Source organism: Streptomyces sp. NPDC002867, from assembly GCF_053591895.1.
The window spans coordinates 235,166-254,658 of record NZ_JBSFUR010000005.1 but is presented as its reverse complement, the minus strand read 5'-3'; the positions used below and the strand labels follow the sequence as shown (position 1 = coordinate 254,658).

Annotated in this window: 16 protein-coding genes and 2 pseudogenes; 9 read left to right on the top strand and 9 right to left on the bottom strand. The window is 73.5% G+C overall.

Annotated features, from left to right (window positions below; genetic code table 11):
- Positions 1-128 precede the first annotated feature (128 nt).
- From ACWD0A_RS07315 to ACWD0A_RS07305, 3 genes are read left to right on the top strand one after another with little or no spacing between them, the layout of a single operon-like run.
- Positions 129-1,223, top strand: coding sequence for a PDR/VanB family oxidoreductase (locus ACWD0A_RS07315; RefSeq protein ID WP_451295466.1), 1,095 nt, complete (start codon positions 129-131; stop codon positions 1,221-1,223).
- Positions 1,224-1,279: 56 nt separating this feature from the next.
- Positions 1,280-2,149: a M24 family metallopeptidase gene (locus ACWD0A_RS07310; RefSeq protein ID WP_451295464.1), complete on the top strand. Its 870-nt coding sequence runs from the start codon at positions 1,280-1,282 to the stop codon at positions 2,147-2,149.
- Complete coding sequence (locus ACWD0A_RS07305) at positions 2,149-3,921, top strand: SDR family oxidoreductase (RefSeq protein WP_451295462.1); 1,773 nt, start codon at positions 2,149-2,151, stop codon at positions 3,919-3,921. Before ACWD0A_RS07310 ends, ACWD0A_RS07305 begins: the two co-directional genes overlap by 1 nt.
- Positions 3,922-3,939: 18 nt before the next feature.
- Here the strand turns inward: ACWD0A_RS07305 and ACWD0A_RS07300 are convergent, their stop codons facing one another.
- The 6 genes and pseudogenes from ACWD0A_RS07300 to ACWD0A_RS07275 form a co-directional block, all read right to left on the bottom strand.
- Complete coding sequence (locus ACWD0A_RS07300) at positions 3,940-5,955, bottom strand: glycoside hydrolase family 5 protein (RefSeq protein ID WP_451295460.1); 2,016 nt, start codon at positions 5,953-5,955, stop codon at positions 3,940-3,942.
- 136 nt (positions 5,956-6,091) lie between these two features.
- Complete coding sequence (locus ACWD0A_RS07295) at positions 6,092-7,111, bottom strand: MASE1 domain-containing protein (RefSeq protein ID WP_451295458.1); 1,020 nt, start codon at positions 7,109-7,111, stop codon at positions 6,092-6,094.
- A gap of 73 nt (positions 7,112-7,184) precedes the next feature.
- Entirely contained in the window at positions 7,185-8,030 is an 846-nt protein-coding gene (locus ACWD0A_RS07290) for a PP2C family protein-serine/threonine phosphatase (RefSeq protein WP_451295456.1), read from the bottom strand.
- A gap of 377 nt (positions 8,031-8,407) precedes the next feature.
- Positions 8,408-8,924, bottom strand: a pseudogene (locus tag ACWD0A_RS07285) (GNAT family N-acetyltransferase).
- A 104-nt stretch (positions 8,925-9,028) separates the two neighbouring features.
- Positions 9,029-9,676: an FMN-binding negative transcriptional regulator gene (locus ACWD0A_RS07280; RefSeq protein WP_451295454.1), complete on the bottom strand. Its 648-nt coding sequence runs from the start codon at positions 9,674-9,676 to the stop codon at positions 9,029-9,031.
- A gap of 38 nt (positions 9,677-9,714) precedes the next feature.
- Entirely contained in the window at positions 9,715-10,551 is an 837-nt protein-coding gene (locus tag ACWD0A_RS07275; RefSeq protein ID WP_451295452.1) for an EamA family transporter, read from the bottom strand.
- 122 nt (positions 10,552-10,673) lie between these two features.
- Here ACWD0A_RS07275 and ACWD0A_RS07270 point away from each other — a divergent pair, with 122 nt between their 5' ends.
- The 4 genes and pseudogenes from ACWD0A_RS07270 (at position 10,674) to ACWD0A_RS07255 (ending at position 13,998) form a co-directional block, all read left to right on the top strand.
- A complete protein-coding gene (locus ACWD0A_RS07270) occupies positions 10,674-11,258 on the top strand; it encodes a helix-turn-helix domain-containing protein (protein WP_451295450.1) in 585 nt (194 codons plus the stop codon).
- A gap of 610 nt (positions 11,259-11,868) precedes the next feature.
- A pseudogene (locus ACWD0A_RS07265) lies at positions 11,869-12,198 on the top strand (monooxygenase); the annotation flags it as partial.
- A gap of 228 nt (positions 12,199-12,426) precedes the next feature.
- Entirely contained in the window at positions 12,427-13,272 is an 846-nt protein-coding gene (locus ACWD0A_RS07260) for a class I SAM-dependent methyltransferase (RefSeq protein WP_451295448.1), read from the top strand.
- 96 nt (positions 13,273-13,368) lie between these two features.
- Entirely contained in the window at positions 13,369-13,998 is a 630-nt protein-coding gene (locus ACWD0A_RS07255; RefSeq protein ID WP_451295446.1) for a DNA polymerase ligase N-terminal domain-containing protein, read from the top strand.
- Between the two features lie 82 nt (positions 13,999-14,080).
- Here the strand turns inward: ACWD0A_RS07255 and ACWD0A_RS07250 are convergent, their stop codons facing one another.
- Positions 14,081-14,284, bottom strand: coding sequence for a hypothetical protein (locus tag ACWD0A_RS07250; RefSeq protein ID WP_451295444.1), 204 nt, complete (start codon positions 14,282-14,284; stop codon positions 14,081-14,083).
- 191 nt (positions 14,285-14,475) lie between these two features.
- Complete coding sequence (locus ACWD0A_RS07245) at positions 14,476-15,837, bottom strand: NAD(P)/FAD-dependent oxidoreductase (protein ID WP_451295442.1); 1,362 nt, start codon at positions 15,835-15,837, stop codon at positions 14,476-14,478.
- A gap of 262 nt (positions 15,838-16,099) precedes the next feature.
- Here ACWD0A_RS07245 and ACWD0A_RS07240 point away from each other — a divergent pair, with 262 nt between their 5' ends.
- Complete coding sequence (locus tag ACWD0A_RS07240; protein WP_451295440.1) at positions 16,100-17,362, top strand: cation:proton antiporter; 1,263 nt, start codon at positions 16,100-16,102, stop codon at positions 17,360-17,362.
- A gap of 71 nt (positions 17,363-17,433) precedes the next feature.
- Positions 17,434-18,582: a carboxylate-amine ligase gene (locus ACWD0A_RS07235; protein WP_451295438.1), complete on the top strand. Its 1,149-nt coding sequence runs from the start codon at positions 17,434-17,436 to the stop codon at positions 18,580-18,582.
- Here ACWD0A_RS07235 and ACWD0A_RS07230 read toward each other — a convergent pair.
- A complete protein-coding gene (locus tag ACWD0A_RS07230) occupies positions 18,569-19,348 on the bottom strand; it encodes a 2OG-Fe dioxygenase family protein (protein WP_451295436.1) in 780 nt (259 codons plus the stop codon). The two genes, ACWD0A_RS07235 and ACWD0A_RS07230, sit on opposite strands and share 14 nt — an antisense overlap.
- Positions 19,349-19,493: the final 145 nt, after the last annotated feature.

The following is a 19,493-nucleotide window of genomic DNA, read 5'->3' as shown; positions in this document are numbered from 1 at the left end:
GCGGGCGCGCGCACCGACCTGCCGGCGTCGCACGCCGCGGGCACCCGATCCGCCGCGCGCCGTACGCACCCGCCCGAGCCCCACGCCGTACGCACCCGCTCCGCCGTACGCCAGACAAGGACCCTCCGATGAGCCGCCACCGCGCCCCCGCGCCACCCGACCTGTACGGAAGAGGCCGCAGCGACCGCCTCATGCGTTTCCTCGCCGCGTTCTCCGACGTCTACCTCCCCGTCGTCAGCAAGGCCGACCGCTACGGACGGCGTCCGCCCCGCCCCGCGGCCACCTCCCTCGAACTCGTCGTCGCCGCCCGCGAGACCGAGGCCGAGGGCGTCGTCTCGCTGCGGCTGACCGCACCGGACCGCTCGCCGCTGCCCCGCTGGCAGGCCGGTGCCCACATCGACCTGTGCCTGCCGTCCGGCCGCGTACGGCAGTACTCCCTGTGCGGCACGGCGGTCGACCGGTACGCGTACCGGATCGCGGTCCGCCGCATCGCCGGCGGAGGCGGCGGATCCGTAGAGGTGCACGACGCCTTGCCGGTGGGCTCGCGCGTCACCGTCAAGGGGCCGCGCAACGCCTTCCCCTTCGCCGCCGAGCCGGCCGTGCTGTTCCTCGCGGGAGGCATCGGCATCACGCCGGTCCTGCCGATGGCCCGCGAGGCCGCCCGGCTCGGCCTCGACTGGCGCCTGATCCACACCGGCCGCTCGCGCGCCTCGCTGCCGTTCGCCGCGGAACTCGGCGAACTCGCGGCGCTCGGCGGCGACCGGGTGGAGATCCTGCCCGACGACGAGCACGGCGTGCCCGACGGCGCGAACCTCCTCGGCAGCGCGCCCGCCGGAGCCGCCGTCTACTGCTGCGGCCCGGGTCCCCTGCTGGACTCCGTACGCGGCGCCTTCGACGGCAGCGGCGCGTCCGCCCTGCACTTCGAACGGTTCACCGCCGCTCCGGTCCTCGACGGCCGCCCGTTCGAACTGAGGCTGCGGCGCAGCGGTGAGGTACTGCCCGTGCCCGCCGACCGGTCCGTGCTCGACGTGCTGCTGGAGCGGGACCCGGCGACCCCGTACTCCTGCCGCCAGGGGTTCTGCGGCGTGTGCACCCAGCGGGTCACCGCCGGCACCGCCGACCACCGGGACGGCAGACTCACCGAGCGGGAGCGGGCCGACGGCCGGATCCGCGTGTGCGTCTCCCGGGCGCCCGAGGGCTCCCGCCTCGAACTGGACATGTAGCCCCTGCCCTCCTGGGACGCGCAGACCCTCTCCCCCGACACCACGAAGGCGAGACCATGAGCACCCCCGCGACACACCGCACGACACGCTCCTCCCGCATGCCGTCGTTCCCGTTCGACGACCACGACCTCGACCGTTTCCGCGAACTCCAGCAGCTCGCCTACGGCTGTGCGCAGCGGGTCGGCGACTGGCTGGAACCGGGCGTCACCGAACGCCAGGCCGCCGCGCGGCTGCGCCGCGAACTGGTCGCCGAGGGCGTCCAGGACTTCTTCCACGTGCCCTTCGCCTGGTTCGGCGACCGCACCGCGTTCCGGCACTTCCGCACACCGCTGCAGTTCTTCGCCGGCGGCCGCCGCCTCGAAGAGGGCATGTCCTACGTCCTGGACTGCGCCCCGGTCGTCGACGGCTACACGGCCGACATCGGCTACGCCGGCAGGATCGGTGACAATCCGATCTGGGACCGGATGGCCCAGGACCTGCGCGAGTACCGCGAACTGATCGTGCGGGAGGTGCGACTGCGCAAGCCGCTCGCCGAGGTGTACGCGGCCGTGGACGCACTGATCGCCAAGCACGGTTACGACAACCGCCACAGGGTCTACCCGGGCCGGGTCATCGGCCACCAGGTCACCCGGACGAAGGCCCTCGGGCCCGCCGGGGTCACCGTGTTCGGCTTCGGCGTGCGCACCCTGCAGACCCTGGGCCGCGAACTCATCAGCGAGCGACTGCACGGCCGGTCCCCGCTGTGGGCCGACGGCCGCTCCTCGCGCCACGCCCCGACGCCGGGGCTGTGGGCCGTCGAGCCGCACATCGGATTCCGGGATGTGGGACTGAAGTTCGAGGAACTGCTCGTGGTCACCGAGGACGACGCCTACTGGCTCGACGACGACCTGCCCCACGTCCGCCGCTGGCAGCGGGCCGCAGCCTGATGGCCGCCGCAGACGCGCTCGGCGCCCCGGGAGAACTGCGCCGCCGCACGGTGCGCTCCGGCGGCGTCCCGCTCGCCGTGTACGAACAGGGCGACCCCGCCCGCCCCACCGTGCTGCTGGTGCACGGCTACCCCGACACCCATCGCGTGTGGGACGACGTCGCCGCCGCGCTCGCCGCCGAACACCACGTCGTGCGCTACGACGTGCGCGGCGCCGGCGACTCGGGCCGCCCCGCCCGCCGGCGCGACTACCGCCTGGAACTGCTGGCGGGCGACCTGTTCGCCGTGGCCGGGGCCGTCAGCCCGGACCGCCCGGTCCACGTGGTCGCCCACGACTGGGGCTCCATCCAGTCCTGGGAGGCCGTCACCCACCCCGATGCGGCCGGCCGCATCGCCTCGTACACCTCGATCTCCGGCCCGTGCCTCGACCACGTCGGGCACTGGATCCGCCACCGCCTGGCGAGGCCCACGCCACGGCATGTCGCCCAGCTCCTGGGGCAGTTGGCGCACTCCTGGTACATCGCCGCGTTCCACCTGCCCGTCCTCGCGCCCGCCGCCTGGCGGCACGGGCTGGCCGACCGCTGGGGAACGGTCCTGCGCCTCGCCGAGGCCGTGACCCCGCGGCCGGGCCACCCGCAGCCCACGCTCACCGGTGACGCGGTACGCGGCATCAACCTCTACCGCGCCAACATGCTCCCCCGGCTGCTGCGCCCGAGGGCACGGCCGACCGTCGTTCCGGTGCAGCTCATCGGCCTCACCCGGGACCACTACGTCAGTCCGGCACTCGCCGAGGGCCTCGAACGCTGGGTCCCGCACCTGTGGCGGCGCACCGTGCCCGCCACCCACTGGTCCGCACTGCTGGAGAAGGGAACCACCGTGGCCCGTATGGTCGAGGAGTTCGTCGCCCGTCCCGAGGGGCGTACCGCACCCGCGGCCCGCCGGACACCGAAGGACCGCAAGCCGTTCACCGGCCGGCTGGCCGTCGTCACCGGCGCCGGCAGCGGCATCGGCCGGGCCACCGCCCTGGCCTTCGCCGAGCAGGGCGCCGACGTCGCGCTGTGCGACCTCGACCTGGACACCGCGGAGCGCACCGCCGAACTGGCCCGCCTGCTCGGAGCCTCGGCCCGCGCCTGGCGGGTCGACGTCTCGGACGGCACGGCGGTCGACACGTTCGCCGCCGACGTCACCGCGGAGTTCCGCGTGCCGGACATCGTCGTGAACAACGCGGGCATCGGCCACTCCGGCACCTTCCTGGAGACGACGGAGCAGGAGTGGCGACGCGTCCTGGACGTCAACCTGTGGGGTGTCATCCACGGCTGCCGCGCCTTCGGCAGCCTCATGGCCGAACGCGGTGAGGGCGGACACATCGTCAACCTGGCGTCGGCCGCCGCCTACCTGCCGTCCAAGTTGCTGGCCGCCTACGCCACCAGCAAGGCCGCCGTCTTCATGCTCTCCGACTGCCTGCGTGCCGAGATGGCCGGTTTCGGCGTGGGCGTGTCCGCGATCTGCCCCGGCGTCGTCAACACCAACATCACGAGAACGACGACCTTCTCCGGTCTCGACGCCGCGCAGGAGGCCGCACGGCAGAAGCGGGTCTCCGGCATGTACGCCAGGCGGAACTTCCCGCCGGAGAAGGTGGCCGACGAGATCCTGCGCGCAGTCACCGGCGACCGTGCGGTCGTGCCCGTCACCTTCGAGGCCAAGGCGGCCCGCCTGATCGGCCGGCTCTCCCCCGGCCTGCTGCGCACCGCTGCCCGCCTCGACATCGGCTGAGGCGGGCGGGGACCCGCGTCAGCGCAAGGGCCGGCAGAGCAGGGCGTCGGGCCTGCCCGCGGCCCCTGCGCGGCGAGTGGAGGCGATGCCCGCGGCGTACTCGCCGTCGGTGCACTGGCCCTTGTAGTGGCCGTGGGCGAAGTCGCCGCCCGGGGCCGCCGGCGGCCGGTTGTCGTGGCGGTCGAACCAGACCGTCCGGTCCGCCGTGCCCAGCGGCGTCCGGGCCGGGGCGCACAGGGCGGCGGAGACGGCGGCGCCGCGGACGCTGTACCCGATCAGGAGGTGGCCGGGCGCGCACTGGAGTTTGGTGTAGCCGCTCGCCCAGTCACGGCCGGGGGTCACATGCCGCTCGTCGCGCACCACCTCGTGGACGCGGTCCGACGCCCAGAGGTCGCGGACCGCGGTGTCGGTGCACAGGCCCCGGTTTCCGGTGTGGCTCAGCCCGGCGAGACGCTGCCCGTCGGGGCAGGCCGCCTTGCGCGCGCCGGCGTCCCAGTCCCCCGCGGCCCGCATCCGCGCGGACTGGACGAAGTCGCCGTGGTCGGGGCTGAGCATCGACCACCGGTCCGTGGCGGGGACCTGGCCGGTCCTGCCGTCGGCTGCCGTCAGACGGGACCACGCGCCCGCCCGCCAGTCGTCGCCGTCGTACACCCCGATCCGCCGGCCGGCGCTGTCCCAGTGGAGCAGCGCCCAGCCGTTGCCCTTCCTGTCCTCGTGCCAGCCGACCAGCGGCCAGTACGCGAAGTCGGCGTCGGTCCTGATCAACTGGTCGACGAAGTGCTCGAACCAGGCACGCTGCTTCTCGCCGTGCTCGTCCCTCCCGCCGATCCCGAACTCGCTGATCCACACGGGGGCGGTGAAGTGCTGGTCCTTCCGTGCCGTGACGTAGAAGGCCTGCTGGTGCAGGACCTCCTCGAGAGCGGCGGGTGTGAGGTCCCGGTAGCGGGGGTCGGAGGTCTCGCCCGTCCCGGTCGCGCCGGTGTGGTGGGGGCCGGTGTAGTCGTAGAAGTGGGCGGAGTACACGAGTTTGCCCGAGGTGACGAGCGTGTGCGACAGCCGCTGCACGGGCTCCAGGGTGGGCCGCCCGTGCGGGAGGCCGTCGACGGGGACGCCGGTCCAGTTGATGCCCTCGACGATCACGAGGAGGTCCGGATCGGCCTCCTGGAGGATGCGGTCGCCGAGCCTCTGGGAGGCCGCGAACCAGTCGTGCCCGTCGCCGAGACCCCAGTTGGGGTCGTCCCACAGGGAGCGGCGCACCTCGTTGTAGAGGTCGGCGCCGACGACGCGCGGGTTGTGCCGGTAGCGCTTCGCCATGAAGAGCCAGTCGTCCTCCCAGGCACGGTCGCTCTGGCTCGCGTTCCACCGCTCGTTCCCGTCCAGGCCGCAGCACCAGCGGGTGGTGTTGGTGTGGTTGTTGAGGATCACCGCGAGCCCGGCTCCGGTGAGAGCGGCGACGGCGGCGTCGTAGACCTCCAGGGGTGTCCTGCCCCGCAGTCGGGGGTTGGCCGCCACGGCGGCGTCGGTCACGGGGTGCGTGGCGTGCACCATCTCGTTGGAGAAGGGCAGGCGGACACTGTTGAGCCCGAGTTCACGGAAGCCGGCGACGATCTCGGCCAGGGGCGCGCGGTCCAGGCCGAGCGGCACACGCCCGGACATCTCGCCCGCGTGGTGGTTCGCGGGGTCGTCGGGACTGCCGGAACCGGTCCAGGTGCCGGAGGCGCCGTGCCAGTTGCCGGACTTGAGTTTGAACCGGTTGCCGTGGGCGTCGACGATGTACCGGCCGCGGGTGCTGAGCGGGGGCGTCCAGTCGGTGGCGGAGCCGGTGGCAGAGGCGGGCGCCGCGCTCGGTCCGCCCACGGGCGCGGTGGTCCCCGCCACGCTCGCTCCCCCGCCGGTCGGCGACGCCGTCACCGCGCTCGGCGGCCCGGCCGGGAAGAGGCCCAGCACGAGCACGGCCACGGCAGGCCGGAAGAAGGTTCTGTTCACGGCTCTCCGTTCCGGCGTGCGCCGGGACCGCACCCCGGTTCTTGACATGGCACCGCCATGATGACGGCCCGGCGCACCGGTGAACAGAGGTCGGCCCGGAGGACCCGGGGCCGAATCCGGCGGAGGCGGGAGGCACTTCCGGGCGACGGCCGACGGGCCGCAGACGGCGGAGGCGGGCGCGGCGCTATTCGTCCGCGGCTCTCGGCTCCGCACCCTTCCGTCCGTCGACCAGCGGCCACAGGTGGGCCGTCTCGCCGGGCGCGAGCTGGTCCACCACCTCCGCGAGGACCCAGCACGCCTGTTCGATCCTGCGCCGGATGCCGATCTGCTCGGCGACGATGGCTGCGAGCAGCAGGGCCGTCAGCGCGGCGCAGCCGTTGAGCGCCTGGAGGATCACCATGACCTCCAGCAGCGTGCGGCCCGCGAACGGCCCGGCCCCTGCCGTCGCGGCGGCGATCGCCAGCACCGAGATCAGCACGGCGCACGGGGCCGATCCGGGCAGCTGGAAGCGCAGCGCCGCCCAGATCAGCACCGGGAAGACCAGGAACAGCAGGCTCAGTTCGATGCGGGTGACGAGCACGGCCACGGCTGCCGCCGTCAGGCACAGTGCCGTCGCCTCGGTCCACCAGTACGGCCGCGTGTCGCGGGGCAGCCGGGCGCGGCGCAGCACCAGCAGGAGCGGCGTGATCACCAGGACGCCCATCGCGTCACCGGCCCACCACGCCGACCACACCGACCAGAACTCGCCGAGCGGCAGCGACCCGCTCCACACCACTGTCATCACGCCGAAGGTCGCGCTGATCAGCATGCCGCCCGCCCCGAGGAACACCAGCGCGAGTCCGTCCCGCAACCGGTCCAGCTCCGTGCGGAAGTCGATGCGCCGGAGCATCAGGTAGGCGACGACCGGCCCGAGGGTGTTCCCCGCCAGCACGCCGCTCGTGGCGAAACTCAGGGTGTCGATCGTGGCGATGGTGGCGAGCACCCCCACGGCGATGCCCGGCCACACCCCGACGCCCATCCAGAGCAGACAGCTCAGCGCGATCCCGGTGGGCGGCCACAGCGGTGTCACGACCGCGCCCTCGACCACCACCTGCTGGAGGAGGCCGATCTGTCCGCCGCCCCAGTAGGCGGCGGCGACGGCGAGCATCCGCAGCAGCGCTGCGGCCGGGCGTCGGAGGTGTTGGCTACGGGGCACGTCTGTCATCAGACAACGTTCCCGGCTCCGCGCGCCGCCCTGACACGCCCTGCCCGCACCGCGATCCCCGGCCGTCCGGAGGTCATGTGCGTGGCGGGCGGCTCTCCCCGGGATCGTGGACGAGCACCAGGACGGCGGCGTCGTCCGTGTGGTCCGTCTGCGCCGCGACCCCCATCACCCGCGACGCCAGCTCGGAAGCCTCGACGCCGGTCGTGACCGCGGATCGGACCAGGCGGGACACGGCGTCGAGGCCCGCCTCGATCGGATACGACGGCCCCTCCACGACGCCGTCGGTGAGCAGGACGAAGGCACCCCCGCTGGACAGCCGGCGCCGCGCCACGGGATACGCCTCGCCGGGCAGGATGCCCAGCGGCACGCCCGCCTCGTCCTCCACGACCCCGCCCTGCCCGCCGGCCGTCGCCCATATGGCGGGCACGTGGCCGGCCCGGGCGCTCTCCAGCTCGCCGGTGGCGGGGTCGAAACGGAGGAAGCTGCAGGTCGCGAAGAGGCCGTGGTCCATGGAGAGCAGCAGTTCGTTGGCCCGGCCCAGGACCTCCCCGGGGTCGGTGGTGGCGGTGGCTACGGCGCGCAGCCCCATGCGGACCTGTCCCATGAAGGCGGCGGCCTCCACGTCGTGGCCCTGGACGTCGCCGATCGAGAAGCCGAGCGAGCCGTCGGGCAGGACGAAGCCGTCGTACCAGTCGCCGCCGATGTCGAGGCCGTTGCGCGCCGGCACGTACTCGGCCGCGACCCGCAGGCCGGGCAGGTCGGGAAGCCCGGTGGGCAGCATGGAACGCTGAAGGGCCTCGGCGAGTTCGACGCGGGCACGCTGACGCTCGGCGCCCTGCCGCACCCGGTCGGTCAGCCGCCCCAGGGTCGTCAGGAGATCGTCGGCCGTCGCCGATCGCGAAGGACGACGCCGGGTCATGGACCTCTCCGAGGAACGTCCGAAGGCCGACCGGCCTGGCCACCTCCTCACGCGGTGGCCCAGGCTCAGCTGGGCTCGTGCAGCCCGCACTCATTATATTTCCGGCGAACGCGCCGCCGCGCGGCGCGGCGGCGGCGGCGAGGAGCGGTGGCGGTGGCGAGGAGCGGTGGCGGTGGCGGTGGCGGTGGCTAGACGGTGTCCGACACGAGTTCCATGAGGTCGGACAGGCGGCGCCGCCACAGATGCGTCCGGCGGCAGTAGAGCCGCAGGCGGCCCCGTCTTCCGGCATGCCGGAAGGGCCGGCCGCACCATCGGCACGGACGGAGCGCGCGTGCGTCGGCACCGAAGTCGGACATCCGTTCCCCCATGGCGCGAGGCTAGCGGGCCCGGCCTGCGGTCCGGTCGGCCGGGAGGCCGCTCGGTGTGCCGGTGAGATCCAGCTCGCCGACGACCTCGTCCCCGCTCATCTCACCGGTCAGCCGGAAACCGAGCCTCAGGTAGAAGTCCTCCGGCCCGTTCTCCCCCTGCTTCCAGGTCACCGTCACCCGTGTGCCGCCACGTCTGCGGATCTCCTCGCACACGGACCGCACGGCGAAGCGGCCGTATCCGCGACCCTGTTCTCCCGCGGCGACCGCAAGCCGCCACAGCCCTGAACGGCCGGTCGTCCGGTTCGCCGGGGCTGAACCGTACGTCGAAGAAGGCCATCACGAAGCCGACGGGCCGGTCCCCGTCGACGATCAGCCGCGGCCAGGCGACGTCGGGCTGCGCGTACGCCTCGGCGAGGGAGCGCGCGACGGGGGCCACGAAGTCCCGCTGGTCGGGTCGGACAGCGAGGTCGCACGCGGCGAGCACGTTGTCGGCGGTGATCTTCTCCAGGCAGAGCGACGCTGTCATGCCGCGCACCCTATCGGCGGCGCCCCGCGGTCCTCGAACGCATTTTCAGGCCCGGCCCCGGCCGTCCTGCGGCGCCGGGGTGTACTGGACAGCGGCTGGGTGGTTCAGGGGTTCCAGGGGCCGACGCGGTCCAGGCGGCGCCGCTGCTGGAGTGCGGTGGGGACGTCGAGGCCCTGGCCGCGTTCGGCGAGATGGTCGGCGACGGCGGTGCGGTGCTCGACGGGCTTGTGGTCGTCGTACTTGAACTTGGCCCGCACGTCGGTGACTTCCAGGCGCAGCCGGCGGATACCGGGCAGCATCCGGCCGTACGGGGGCTGGTCGACAGTGACCGGGGCGTGGTCGCCGTCGGGCTGGAAGTGGGCGAGCTGACGGCGCAGCAGCTCGGCCTTGGCCTCGGGGTCGTCGACGATGTGGGCGCGGCAGGTGAACTGGACGGCCGTGTAGTAGCTGGTGGGGACGCCCTCGGTGGGCGGGGTGCCGGCGTTGGCGCGCCAGGGGCCGGGGATGAAGGCGTAGTCACCGAAGACGGTGAACAGGACGTTCGGGTCGTTCTCGATCGCCTTCCAGACCGGGTTGGGGCGGGCGAGGTGGATCAGGAGGTGGTTGCCGTCGTCGGTGAAGTGGGTGGGGACGGCGACGGGCGCGTGGCCGGGGAGGCCGTTGACGCTCAGGAGGCCGAAGTCGTGGCCCTCGGCGATCCAGGTCTGCCATTCGGCTTCGTCCAGGCCGGCGTCCCAGGGCTGGATGAACATGCTGGTCTCCTTGCGAGGCGGTGGTGCGGTGGGAGGGGTCAGGTGAGAGCGAGAAGGCTGACGGCGACCGCCGCGGCGCCCAGGCCGACGAGCTGTCCGCGGTGGATGCGTTCGGCGAGCACGCTGCGGGCGAGCAGGACGGTGCCGGCCGGGTAGAGGGCGGTGATCACGGCGACCACGGCGAGGTCCCCACTGCGGACAGCGAGCAGGAACAGCAGGTTCGCCAGCGAATCCAGCACACCCGCGGCTGCCGACATCGCGTACGCGGGCCTCTCGGAGCCCAGCTTGCGGTACATCAGCCCGGCCGCGGTCAGGGTGACGGCCGAAGCGACCGCGCGGCCCACGATCAGCGGGGCGACCCCGCTGTCGGACGGTGCCTGGTGCAGGAAGATCAGCTGCAGGGCGATGGCGGCGCCCGCGCCGAAGGCCAGGAGCAGCGCGGTGCGCGAGGGACGGGCCGACCCCGCGCCGTGTCCGGCGCTCACCAGGACGACCGAGACCAGCGCGAGCGGCAGCCCCACCAGCCCGACCGTCCCCAGGTGCTCGCCCTGCAGCAGGCCCACACCGACCGGCAGCATGGCGGAGACCAGCGCGGTGATGGGCGAGAGCACGTTCATCGGGCCGATCGCCAGGGTCCGGTAGAGCAGGGCGAACGCGGCGGCCGACGCGACCCCGGACGCCGCGCCCCAGGCGAGAGCGCCGGTGCTGAACGAGGCGCCGAGTATGGGCCACAGCAGCAGCTCGATCGCGAGCGAGGCCGGGGCGGCGATCATGACGGTGCGCAGCACGTGCGCCTTTCTGGCGCCGAGGCCGCCGAGGAAATCGGCGCACCCGTAGGCGAGCGAGCTGCCCAGGGCCAGCAGCAGAGCGATCACGGTACGTACATCCCTTACTATATCAACGGAACGACTAAACCGTACAGTGAACCGACCGGAGTGTGCCAACCAACCGACCGGGCGGTGCAGCAAAGTGGCCCACTTGCGAGGAGGACGATCGGATGGCCGAGGCGGAGGAAGCGCTGCGGACACTCGCACACAACGTCAGGACGGCCCGCAACCGCGCCGGCCTGTCCCTGGACGAACTCGGCCGGCGAGCCAAGGTCAGCAAGGGCGCCCTGGTCGGCCTGGAGAAGGCTCAGGGCAACCCCAACTTCGCCACCCTGGTCCGGCTCGCCGACACCCTCGGCGTCTCCGTCTCCGCCCTGATGGAAGGCCCGACCGAAGGCCGCGTCCGCATCGTGACCGCCGACGCCACGACGCCCCTGTGGACCGGAAGCCGGGGCAGCGAGGCACGGCTCATGCTGACGACCTCGGGCCCGGCCCCGGTCGAGGTCTGGCGCTGGAAACTCGAACCCGGCGAGGAGTACCCCAGCCACCCGCACCAGCCCGGAGTCGTCGAAACCGTCTCCGTCACCTCCGGCCGGATGACCCTGGTGGTCGACGGCACCGAGCACCCCGTCGAAGCCGGACAGACCGCGGCCTTCGACGGCGACGCGCCCCACACCTACCGCGGCTCGGGCGACGAGACGTGCCACCTGATCATGACCGTCCACTTGCCGCCCGGACCCGCAGGCACTGCGTGAAGCAGACCGGCCCCCTGGGGCGATCAGCGTGGATGAGTAGGAGAGGCACCGTTGCTGAGTACCTCGTCCGATCACCGCCGCTCGCGCCGCTGATCGAATGGCGTCCATGACTTCTGACGCGTCCCCCCGACCCCGTCTGCGGCACGTCACCGCGACCGGGACCGCGCTGGCCGGTGTTCTGCTGCCCCTGGTGGCCGGAATGCTGCTCGCCAGGTCGGTCGGCTCGGATCCCATGACACCGGTCAACACCCTCATCACGCACGGTGGGCAGCGCGTCGGCGCCGTGCCGGGCCAGTGGCGCGGGTGCCGCCGGTACGCGCTGGATCGCGGGACGGGGCGCATCACCGGGCCGAGGGCGCTGCGGACACGGACCAGGAGACAACTCGCCGATCGCGTGCGGAACTTCGGGCACCTGTCCCCGGAGGGGTCGTCATCGAGCCGTCTCGGTGATCTTCGTGCCGCGGGCCGCGATACTGGTCGGACGAGACCGGCTCGCTGACCACGAGAGGCAGCTACATGGTGGACACCACGCAGGGGCAGGGCAGTTGGCGACGCAGCGCGGGCGGGCGGCACGCCGTCGTCGTCGGGGGCAGCCTCGCGGGGCTGCTCGCGGCGCACGCCCTCGCCGCAGCAGGCGCTGTTCGAGGCGTCACGGCAGGCGTGGGACATCTCGGCGGGCGCGGACAAGAAGATGCCGGGGGCTGTGGGGAACGCCGTCACCGTCCGGGCCGTGGACCGGCCTGCCGGCTGGTACCTGAGCCGTGTCCAGCAGCGGTATCCGAGCGACCCCGTCGTGGGGCCCGCCTTCCGCTCCGTACTGACACTCACGTCGCCGCTGACCGCGCTCTTCGCGCCCAAGGTGGCCCGTGCCGTGCTCCTCGGCCCCGTGGCGCGGACGCCGGCCAGACCTCCCATGACCCGCGAGGCGGCGTCAGGCTGAGCCGCGAGGGCAGGCCGCGGGTGCGAGCCGTTCAGCGGGCCGCGCGTGGGGTGGGACGACGGCCGGGCGGCGCGGCCCGCGGCATCGGCGGATGATGGGAAGCAGGTGACCAGGTCCCTCCGGCAGACCGGGGCGCGCCGTCGCCCCGGAAGGGCCCGCCGGAGGTGCGCCCGCGCGGGACCCGGCCGTCCCGAGCGGACGCGCAGAAGGCTTGCGAGGAGATCCGTCATGAGCGACGCGAGCGGGGCGGCCTCAGCCGACCGCGCCCTGAAGACCAAGCACCGGAAGATGTGGGCGCTGGGTGACTATCCGGCTGTGGCGTCCGACCTCATCCCGGACCTGGGGCCCCTTCTGGTGCGGGCCTGCGGGGTGAGCGGCGGGCAGCGCGTGCTCGACGTCGCGGCCGGTACGGGCAATGCCGCGATCCCCGCGGCGCTCGCCGGCGCGGATGTCGTGGCGTCCGACCTCACCCCGGAGCTGCTGGACGCCGGGCGGCAGGCGGCGGAGAAGCAGGGCGCGAAGCTGGAGTGGCGCGAGGCGGACGCCGAGGCGCTGCCGTTCGGGGACGGCGAGTTCGACGTCGTGATGTCCTGCGTCGGGGTCATGTTCGCCCCGCATCACCAGGCGGCCGCGGACGAGCTGCTGCGGGTGTGCCGGCCGGGCGGCACGATCGGCCTGGTCAACTGGACGCCCGAGGGCTTCGTCGGGCGCATGTTCGAGACGATGAAACCGTATGCGCCACCGCCTCCGCCCGGTGCCCGGCCTCCACCGCTGTGGGGCCAGGAGCAGCACGTCCGGGCGCTGTTCGCCGACCGGGTGACCGATGTCGACGCCCGCCGGCAGACGGTACGAGTGGACCGGTTCGAGTCGCCGGAGGCGTTCCGCGACTACTTCAAGGCGAACTACGGCCCCACCATCGCCACGTACCGCAACATCGCCGAGGACCCCGATCGCGTCGCCGCGCTCGACCGGGAGCTCGCGTCTCTGGCGCGCCGGGCGAGCGACACGGACGAGACCGCGCCGACGGCCATGGACTGGGAGTACCTGCTGCTCACCGCGCGCAAGCTCGGCTGAGGCGCCCGAGCCCGGGCAGGCCGGTGCGGGCCGGTGTCACCGGGACACCGGCCCGCACCGCCGCCCCCGGGCCGCCTGACAACTTACGGAGGTCCCATGCCCTCGACAGACGCTCTGGCGGAGTACCACCGCAAACGCGACTTCCGCAGAACGGCTGAGCCCAAGGGGAGCACCGGGCCCGGCGGACGGCCCGAGCCCTCGTTCGTGGTGCAGATCCACGACGCCACCGCCATGCACTTCGACTTCCGGCTCGAAGTGGACGGGGTTCTCAAGAGCTGGGCCGTGCCGAAGGGCCCCTCCGCCGACCCGCACGACAAGCGTCTCGCGATGCCGACCGAGGACCATCCGCTCGACTACGCGGACTTCGAGGGGGTGATCGCGGAGGGCGAGTACGGCGGCGGCACCGTGATCATCTGGGACGAGGGCACGTATCACGGCCTCGCCACCGACCGGCGCGGGCGCGAGATCCCGTTCGCGGACGCCCTGCGCGACGGTCACGCCTCGTTCTGCCTGCACGGCGGCAAGCTCCGCGGCGGGTACGCGCTGACCCGGACCCGGCCCGGCGGGGACGGGCAGCGCGAGACCTGGCTGCTGGTGAAGAAGAACGACCGGCACGCGTCCTCGCACCGCGCGACGGAGCCGCGCCGGGCGAGGTCGGTCCGCACCGGCCGCACCCTCAAGCGGGTGGCGGCCGACGCCGCGGCGAGCGGACCGTCGGAGCGCTGAGGCGGGCGCGGCGAACACACGACGCCCGGTTTCCCCGAGAGGAAACCGGGCGTCCGACGTGTCCGGGGTGTTCTGGACGTTGTCAGACCTGGTCGGCCGTGCCGTCCAGGGCCGCCTGGGCGTCCCTGTCGGCGTCGGTGATGAGGGCGTCGGCGCTGCTGAGAGCGTCGGGGGCGGTCAGCGCCCCGTCCAGGGCGTCCGCCTGGGCGGCGGGCGGCGGGCTGACGGCGGCGATCACGGCGCCGGTGGCGAGAGACATGACGGCAAGGATGCTGCGCTTCTTCATGCTCCTTTCAACTGCCGGGGCCCACCGGAGGACACGGCCGATCCCGACTCGCTCGGCCGAGGCCCGCCACCGGGCCGACGGCCGCAGCCGGACCGGCGCCCCCGGGCCCCCGACGGGAGGGACCGGTCGCGCCGCTCGGCCTGGTCGCGCTGGTCAGAACAGGCAGCGGTATCCGGCGACCGCGGAGGGGATCAGGTGCGGGCGCGCAGCGAGGCCGTGTGCTCGCGGATCTGTTCCGGCGTCAGGTAGGCATCGCCGTACTCGAACTCCCGCAGCGTTCCGGCCTTCTGCGCCTGGAAGCCGGTGCGCACGAAGTCGTCGCCCGCGACGGCGTTGAGCATCCAGTTGGTCATGACACGGATCCTGGCGACGTTGGTCCGCAGCGCGGACCAGTGGTAGCCGCGTGCCACGGCCTGTGCGGGCAGGCCGCGCAGCTCGATGCCGAGGGGCTTGGAGACGGCGTCCTTGCCGCCCAGGTCGACCACCAGCCCCAGGTCCTTGTGCGCGTACGGCTGCAACTGCTGCCCGCGCAGCGAGGCGATGACATTGGCCGCGACCTTGCGTCCCTGGCGCAGGGCGTGCTGGGCGGTGGGCGGGCAGACGGCTCCGTCGCCCTTGGCCAGGTCCGGCACCGCCGCGGCGTCGCCGAGGGCGAACACGCCGTCGGCGCCCGGGACGGTCATCTCGGGGGTCACGACCAGACGGCCGCGGACCGTCTCCGCGTCCAGCGTGCCGACCAGTGGGCTCGCCGCGACGCCGGCCGTCCAGATGAGCGTGCGGCTCGGCAGGACTCGGCCGTCGGTGAGGGTCACCTTCTCGGGCCCGGCCTCGGCGACCGACACTCCGAGCGACACCTCGATCCCGCGTTTGCGCAGGATGTCGAGGGCGACGAGGCCGAGGCGGTCGCCGAGTTCGGGCATCAGTTTGGGCGCGATGTCGACGAGGTGCCACTTGATCTGCCGGGGGTCGAGGCGCGGGTACCGCCTCACGGCATGGTGGGTGAGGCGCTGCAGGCACGCGGCCGTCTCGGTGCCGGCGTATCCGCCGCCGACCACCACGAACTGGAGCCGGGACGTCCGTTCCGCCTCGTGCTGGCTCGCGTCGGCCAGGTCCAGCTGCGCGATGACGTGGTCGCGGATGTAGGCGGCCTCGGCCAGCGTCTTCATGCCGCGCGCGTGCTCGAGGAGGCCGGGGATGTCGAAGGTCCGGGTGATGCTGCCGGGTGCCAGGACGAGCCGGTCGTACCTCTGGACCACCGTTTCGCCCGTGATCTTGCGCAGGACGCACACCTTCGCCGCGGTGTCGACGCCGATCGCTCCGCCGGGGATGATCCGGGTCCGGTGCCTGCGGCTGCGCCGCAGGGAGAGGGCGACCGACTGGGGGGTGAGCACGCCGGCCGCCACCTGGGGCAGCAGGGGCAGGTAGAGCTGGTACGAGAACGGTGTGACCAGCAGGATCTCCGCCTCGGCGGCGGACAGTTCACGTTCGAGCCTGCGTACGCACTCCACTCCTGCGAATCCGGCGCCCACCACGAGAATCGTCGGTCGTGCCACGGTGTCCGTCCCTTCCGAGTCGGCGGGTCTCCCGCCCTTCGGGGGCCTGTCCTGCCGCCCAGGCGGTTTGCGCAGTCGCGGGACGAGCCGGCAGCACGACGTTCTCCCGCACCGACGCACCCGCCGCCCGCCAGGCCCGGTTACCCGGAGGCCCGGCCTCCATGCACAAAACCGGCTCCGCGTCCGCCGGACGCGTGCGAGGGCGTGTGCGGGGTACGCGCCTGACCTGCCGGGTCGACAGCGGTGAGTGAGGATGGCCGGGATGATGCTCTCGGACGCCGTCTACGCGGCCTTGGGAATCGGCGCGCTGGCCGCCGCCGTGGTGCCGCGGATCGTGTTCAGGCGACCGCTGTCGATGCCCATGGTGTTCCTGGCCGCCGGGGTGCTCGCGGCGGTGCTGCCCGTCCCGCTGCCGACCGTGGACCCGGTGCGCGACCGGCTGTGGGTCGAGCACGTGACCGAGGTGTGCGTGATCGTGTCCCTGATGGGTGCGGGGCTCGCGATCAACCGGCCGGTCGGGCTGCGGGCGTGGGCGGGAACATGGCGTCTGCTGGGAATCACTCTGCCGCTCACCGTGGCGGCGACTGCGGCGTCGGCGGTGTGGCTGCTCGGCTGGCCGCCGGCCGCCGCCCTGCTGCTGGCGGCCGTGCTGGCGCCCACCGACCCCGTACTGGCCGCGGAGGTACGGGTCGGGGAGCCGACCGACGCCGAGCAGGACGAGGACGAGGTGCGCTTCACCCTGACCAGCGAGGCGGGGCTCAACGACGGGCTGGCCTTTCCCTTCGTCCTCGCCGCGCTGGCCCTGTCCGCGGCGGCGGGCTCCGGCTGGTCGGCGGACTGGCTGGGCGGCTGGCTGCTGACGGACGTCCTGGGCCGGGGCGCGGTGGGACTGGCGACCGGTCTGGTGACCGGCCGGCTCCTCGGCCGGATGTTCTTCCGCGCCAAGGCGTCGGCGCTGCGGCTGTCGGAGCACATGGAGGGCTTCGTCGCCCTGGGCGCCACGTTCGTGTCCTACGGCATCGCCGAGCTGCTGCACGGCTACGGGTTCTTCGCCGTGTTCGTCACCGCCTGCACGATCCGCGCGGCCGAGCGCAGCCACGGCTACCACAAGGTCCTCCACGAGTTCACCGAGCAGATCGAGCGGCTGCTGACCGCGGTTCTGCTGTTCCTGCTGGGCGGCTTCCTCGCCGCCGGCGGGCTCGCGGCCCTCACCTGGCAGGGGGCGCTCCTGTCGGGTCTGCTCCTCCTGGTCGTCCGCCCCGTCACGGGCTGGGTCGCCCAGATCGGGCACCCGGCCGGTCCCCGGGAGCGGCTGGTCACGTCGCTGTTCGGCATCAGGGGCATCGGCTCGCTGTTCTACCTCGCGTACGCCCTCGGCCACGACGGCTTCGCGGGCCGCGCCGAGCAGTTGTGGGCGGTGGTGGCGTTCACCGTCCTGGTGTCCGTGATGGTCCACGGCGCCGCGGCCACCCCGGTCATCACCCGCCTGGACCGCCTGCGCCGCAGGTCCGGCGAACCGCCGTGACCGCCGGCCGCAGGCGATCTCGGACATCGAGCCGGTTCGCGGGGGTACCCGGCCGTGCGGAGGTGGTGGTCATGGCCGAGCCGGTCTCCGGCGACGGCCCGATGCCGACCGTCGGGGTCGAGGAGGAGTTCTTCGTCGTACGGGCGGACAGCAGGGCGCTGGAACCGGCCGGGCCCCGCGTCGTGGCACGCGCCCGGCCAACGGCCGGTGACCTGGTGGCGGGCGAGTTCCACGAGAGCCAGATAGAGGTGCGCACCCCGCCGTGCGCCGACGCCGGGGCGGTGCACCGGGCGCTGGAGTCCGTACGGGCGGCGGCGGCTGTTGCGGCCCGCGCCGAGGGTATGGGGCTGTGCGCGAGCGGCACGCCCGTCATCGGCGGTCCCGGGGCCCGGGTGGTGGGCGACCATCCGCGCTACCGGGCCGGTGTGCGGCAGTTCGGCGCCATGCTCGACGACTTCACCGTCTGCTCCGCCCATGTGCACGTCCACGTGCCGGAGCGGGAGACCGCGGTCCTGGCGGGGAACCATGTGCGGCCCTGGCTGCCGCTGCTGGTGGCGATGAGCGCCAACTCGCCGTTCTTCCACGGCCGCGACACGGGCTACGCGAGCTGGCGCACCGTCGTGCGGCTCGGCTTCCCCGCGCTGGGCGCGCCGCCGTACGCCGACTCGCTGGCGCGCTACGAGCGGCTGACGGCAGCCCTGGAGGCGTCCGAGGCGATGCTCGACGCGAACAACCCGTTCTGGGACCTGCGGCCCAACCCTCGCGTGCCGACGCTGGAGGTCCGCGTCATGGACGTTCCGGCCGACGCGGCGGACACCGCGGCTCTCGCCGCACTCGTGCGGGCGCTCGTGGTGCGCTCGGTGACTCGGGTCCGGCAGGGCGATCCGGGCCCGCGCACCTGCGGTGAGCTGCTGCGCGCCTCGTACTGGCGGGCGGCGCGGGACGGCTGGGAGGGTGCGGGCCTGGACGGGACCACCGAGGAGGTGGTGCCGTTCGAGGTCCAGGCGGCCCATGTGGTGGGGCAGGTGCGGGAGGTGCTGGAGGAGTGCGGGGACCTGGACCGGGTGACGGCGTTCGTCGGGCGGCTGTCCGCGCACGGGTGCGGGGCGCGCAGGCAGCGTGCCCTGTGGGAACGGCGCTCCCGGCTGACGGACGTCGTGGACGGCCTCCTCGCCGGGTCCAGGGCCGGGTCCGAGGCCGATGCCGTCAGGTGGCGGTGAAGGTGGTGACCAGGACGTCGCGCTGCGCCGGGCGCGCGGGGTCGACCGGACGGACGGCGGACACACCGTGGAGTGTGGCGCGGTCGTCGTTGAGCAGGAGGCTTCCGGGGTCGCGCAGCGTCGTCGACAGCAGCTGACGTCCCTCCGGGGTGAAGACGGTGCTCTCCCCGCCGGAGACGTTGTTCCGTGCGACGAGCAGCGAGGACACCAGGGTGACGCCGTCGCGGTGGCGTCCCTCGGGGGTCGGCTCCCCCGCGCCGTCGGCCGTCGCGACCACGCGGAAGGGATGAACCTTGACACTCCACTCCCCGGCCTTGTCCAGCGCCCGCGCCATGCGCCCCAGCAGGCCGAGAAAGGACCGCAGGACGGGGTCGTCGGCGAACGCGCGGGTCAGGGGCTCGAAATGACGGTCGACCGCGTCGTAGAGCGGGTTCGTGTGGTCCGGCTGCACGAACACCTCGTGCGGGAGCATCCGTACGCCCCCGGTGGCGGAATCCCACGCGAAGTGGCCGTAGCGGCGCAGCCTGCGCGTACCGCGCTGTGCCGCGTACGGGTCCTCCGCCAGGTCGTCCCAGTGGGCGGCGAACGCGGCCCACTCGGGCCAGTGGGGCCCGTCGGCACCGAGCGACGCGAGCACCGTTTCCGGGGGCATGAAGTACACGCCGGTCGACGCCAGCGCGGCACGCGCCTCGTCGACCGCGGGGGCGCTCCCGCCGGTGCGGTCGCTGTGCGCCGTGGGGCCTCGGGTGTCGAGGTGGGGTTCCATGGGTCCGACCGCCTTCCTGAGCACGCTGGGCTTCCCGTCCCCGGGTCCCCCGGGTTCCCCCGTCCCCGTGCTCCAACCAGCCGTCGGTGACGCGAGCCGGACGCCGGACAGTCGGGCGAGCAGCGTGTCGATGCCCGAGTCCGCG

What these genes read in the sequence shown, in the direction of transcription:
- ACWD0A_RS07315 (WP_451295466.1), top strand. Translation starts at nt 129, where the DNA reads ATGAGCCGCCACCGCGCCCCCGCGCCACCCGACCTGTACGGAAGAGGC.
- ACWD0A_RS07310 (WP_451295464.1), top strand. Translation starts at nt 1,280, where the DNA reads ATGAGCACCCCCGCGACACACCGCACGACACGCTCCTCCCGCATGCCG.
- ACWD0A_RS07305 (WP_451295462.1), top strand. Translation starts at nt 2,149, where the DNA reads ATGGCCGCCGCAGACGCGCTCGGCGCCCCGGGAGAACTGCGCCGCCGC.
- ACWD0A_RS07300 (WP_451295460.1), bottom strand. Translation starts at nt 5,955, where the DNA reads ATGTCAAGAACCGGGGTGCGGTCCCGGCGCACGCCGGAACGGAGAGCC.
- ACWD0A_RS07295 (WP_451295458.1), bottom strand. Translation starts at nt 7,111, where the DNA reads ATGACAGACGTGCCCCGTAGCCAACACCTCCGACGCCCGGCCGCAGCG.
- ACWD0A_RS07290 (WP_451295456.1), bottom strand. Translation starts at nt 8,030, where the DNA reads ATGACCCGGCGTCGTCCTTCGCGATCGGCGACGGCCGACGATCTCCTG.
- ACWD0A_RS07280 (WP_451295454.1), bottom strand. Translation starts at nt 9,676, where the DNA reads ATGTTCATCCAGCCCTGGGACGCCGGCCTGGACGAAGCCGAATGGCAG.
- ACWD0A_RS07270 (WP_451295450.1), top strand. Translation starts at nt 10,674, where the DNA reads ATGGCCGAGGCGGAGGAAGCGCTGCGGACACTCGCACACAACGTCAGG.
- ACWD0A_RS07260 (WP_451295448.1), top strand. Translation starts at nt 12,427, where the DNA reads ATGAGCGACGCGAGCGGGGCGGCCTCAGCCGACCGCGCCCTGAAGACC.
- ACWD0A_RS07255 (WP_451295446.1), top strand. Translation starts at nt 13,369, where the DNA reads ATGCCCTCGACAGACGCTCTGGCGGAGTACCACCGCAAACGCGACTTC.
- ACWD0A_RS07250 (WP_451295444.1), bottom strand. Translation starts at nt 14,284, where the DNA reads ATGAAGAAGCGCAGCATCCTTGCCGTCATGTCTCTCGCCACCGGCGCC.
- ACWD0A_RS07240 (WP_451295440.1), top strand. Translation starts at nt 16,100, where the DNA reads ATGATGCTCTCGGACGCCGTCTACGCGGCCTTGGGAATCGGCGCGCTG.
- ACWD0A_RS07235 (WP_451295438.1), top strand. Translation starts at nt 17,434, where the DNA reads ATGGCCGAGCCGGTCTCCGGCGACGGCCCGATGCCGACCGTCGGGGTC.
- ACWD0A_RS07230 (WP_451295436.1), bottom strand. Translation starts at nt 19,348, where the DNA reads ATGGAACCCCACCTCGACACCCGAGGCCCCACGGCGCACAGCGACCGC.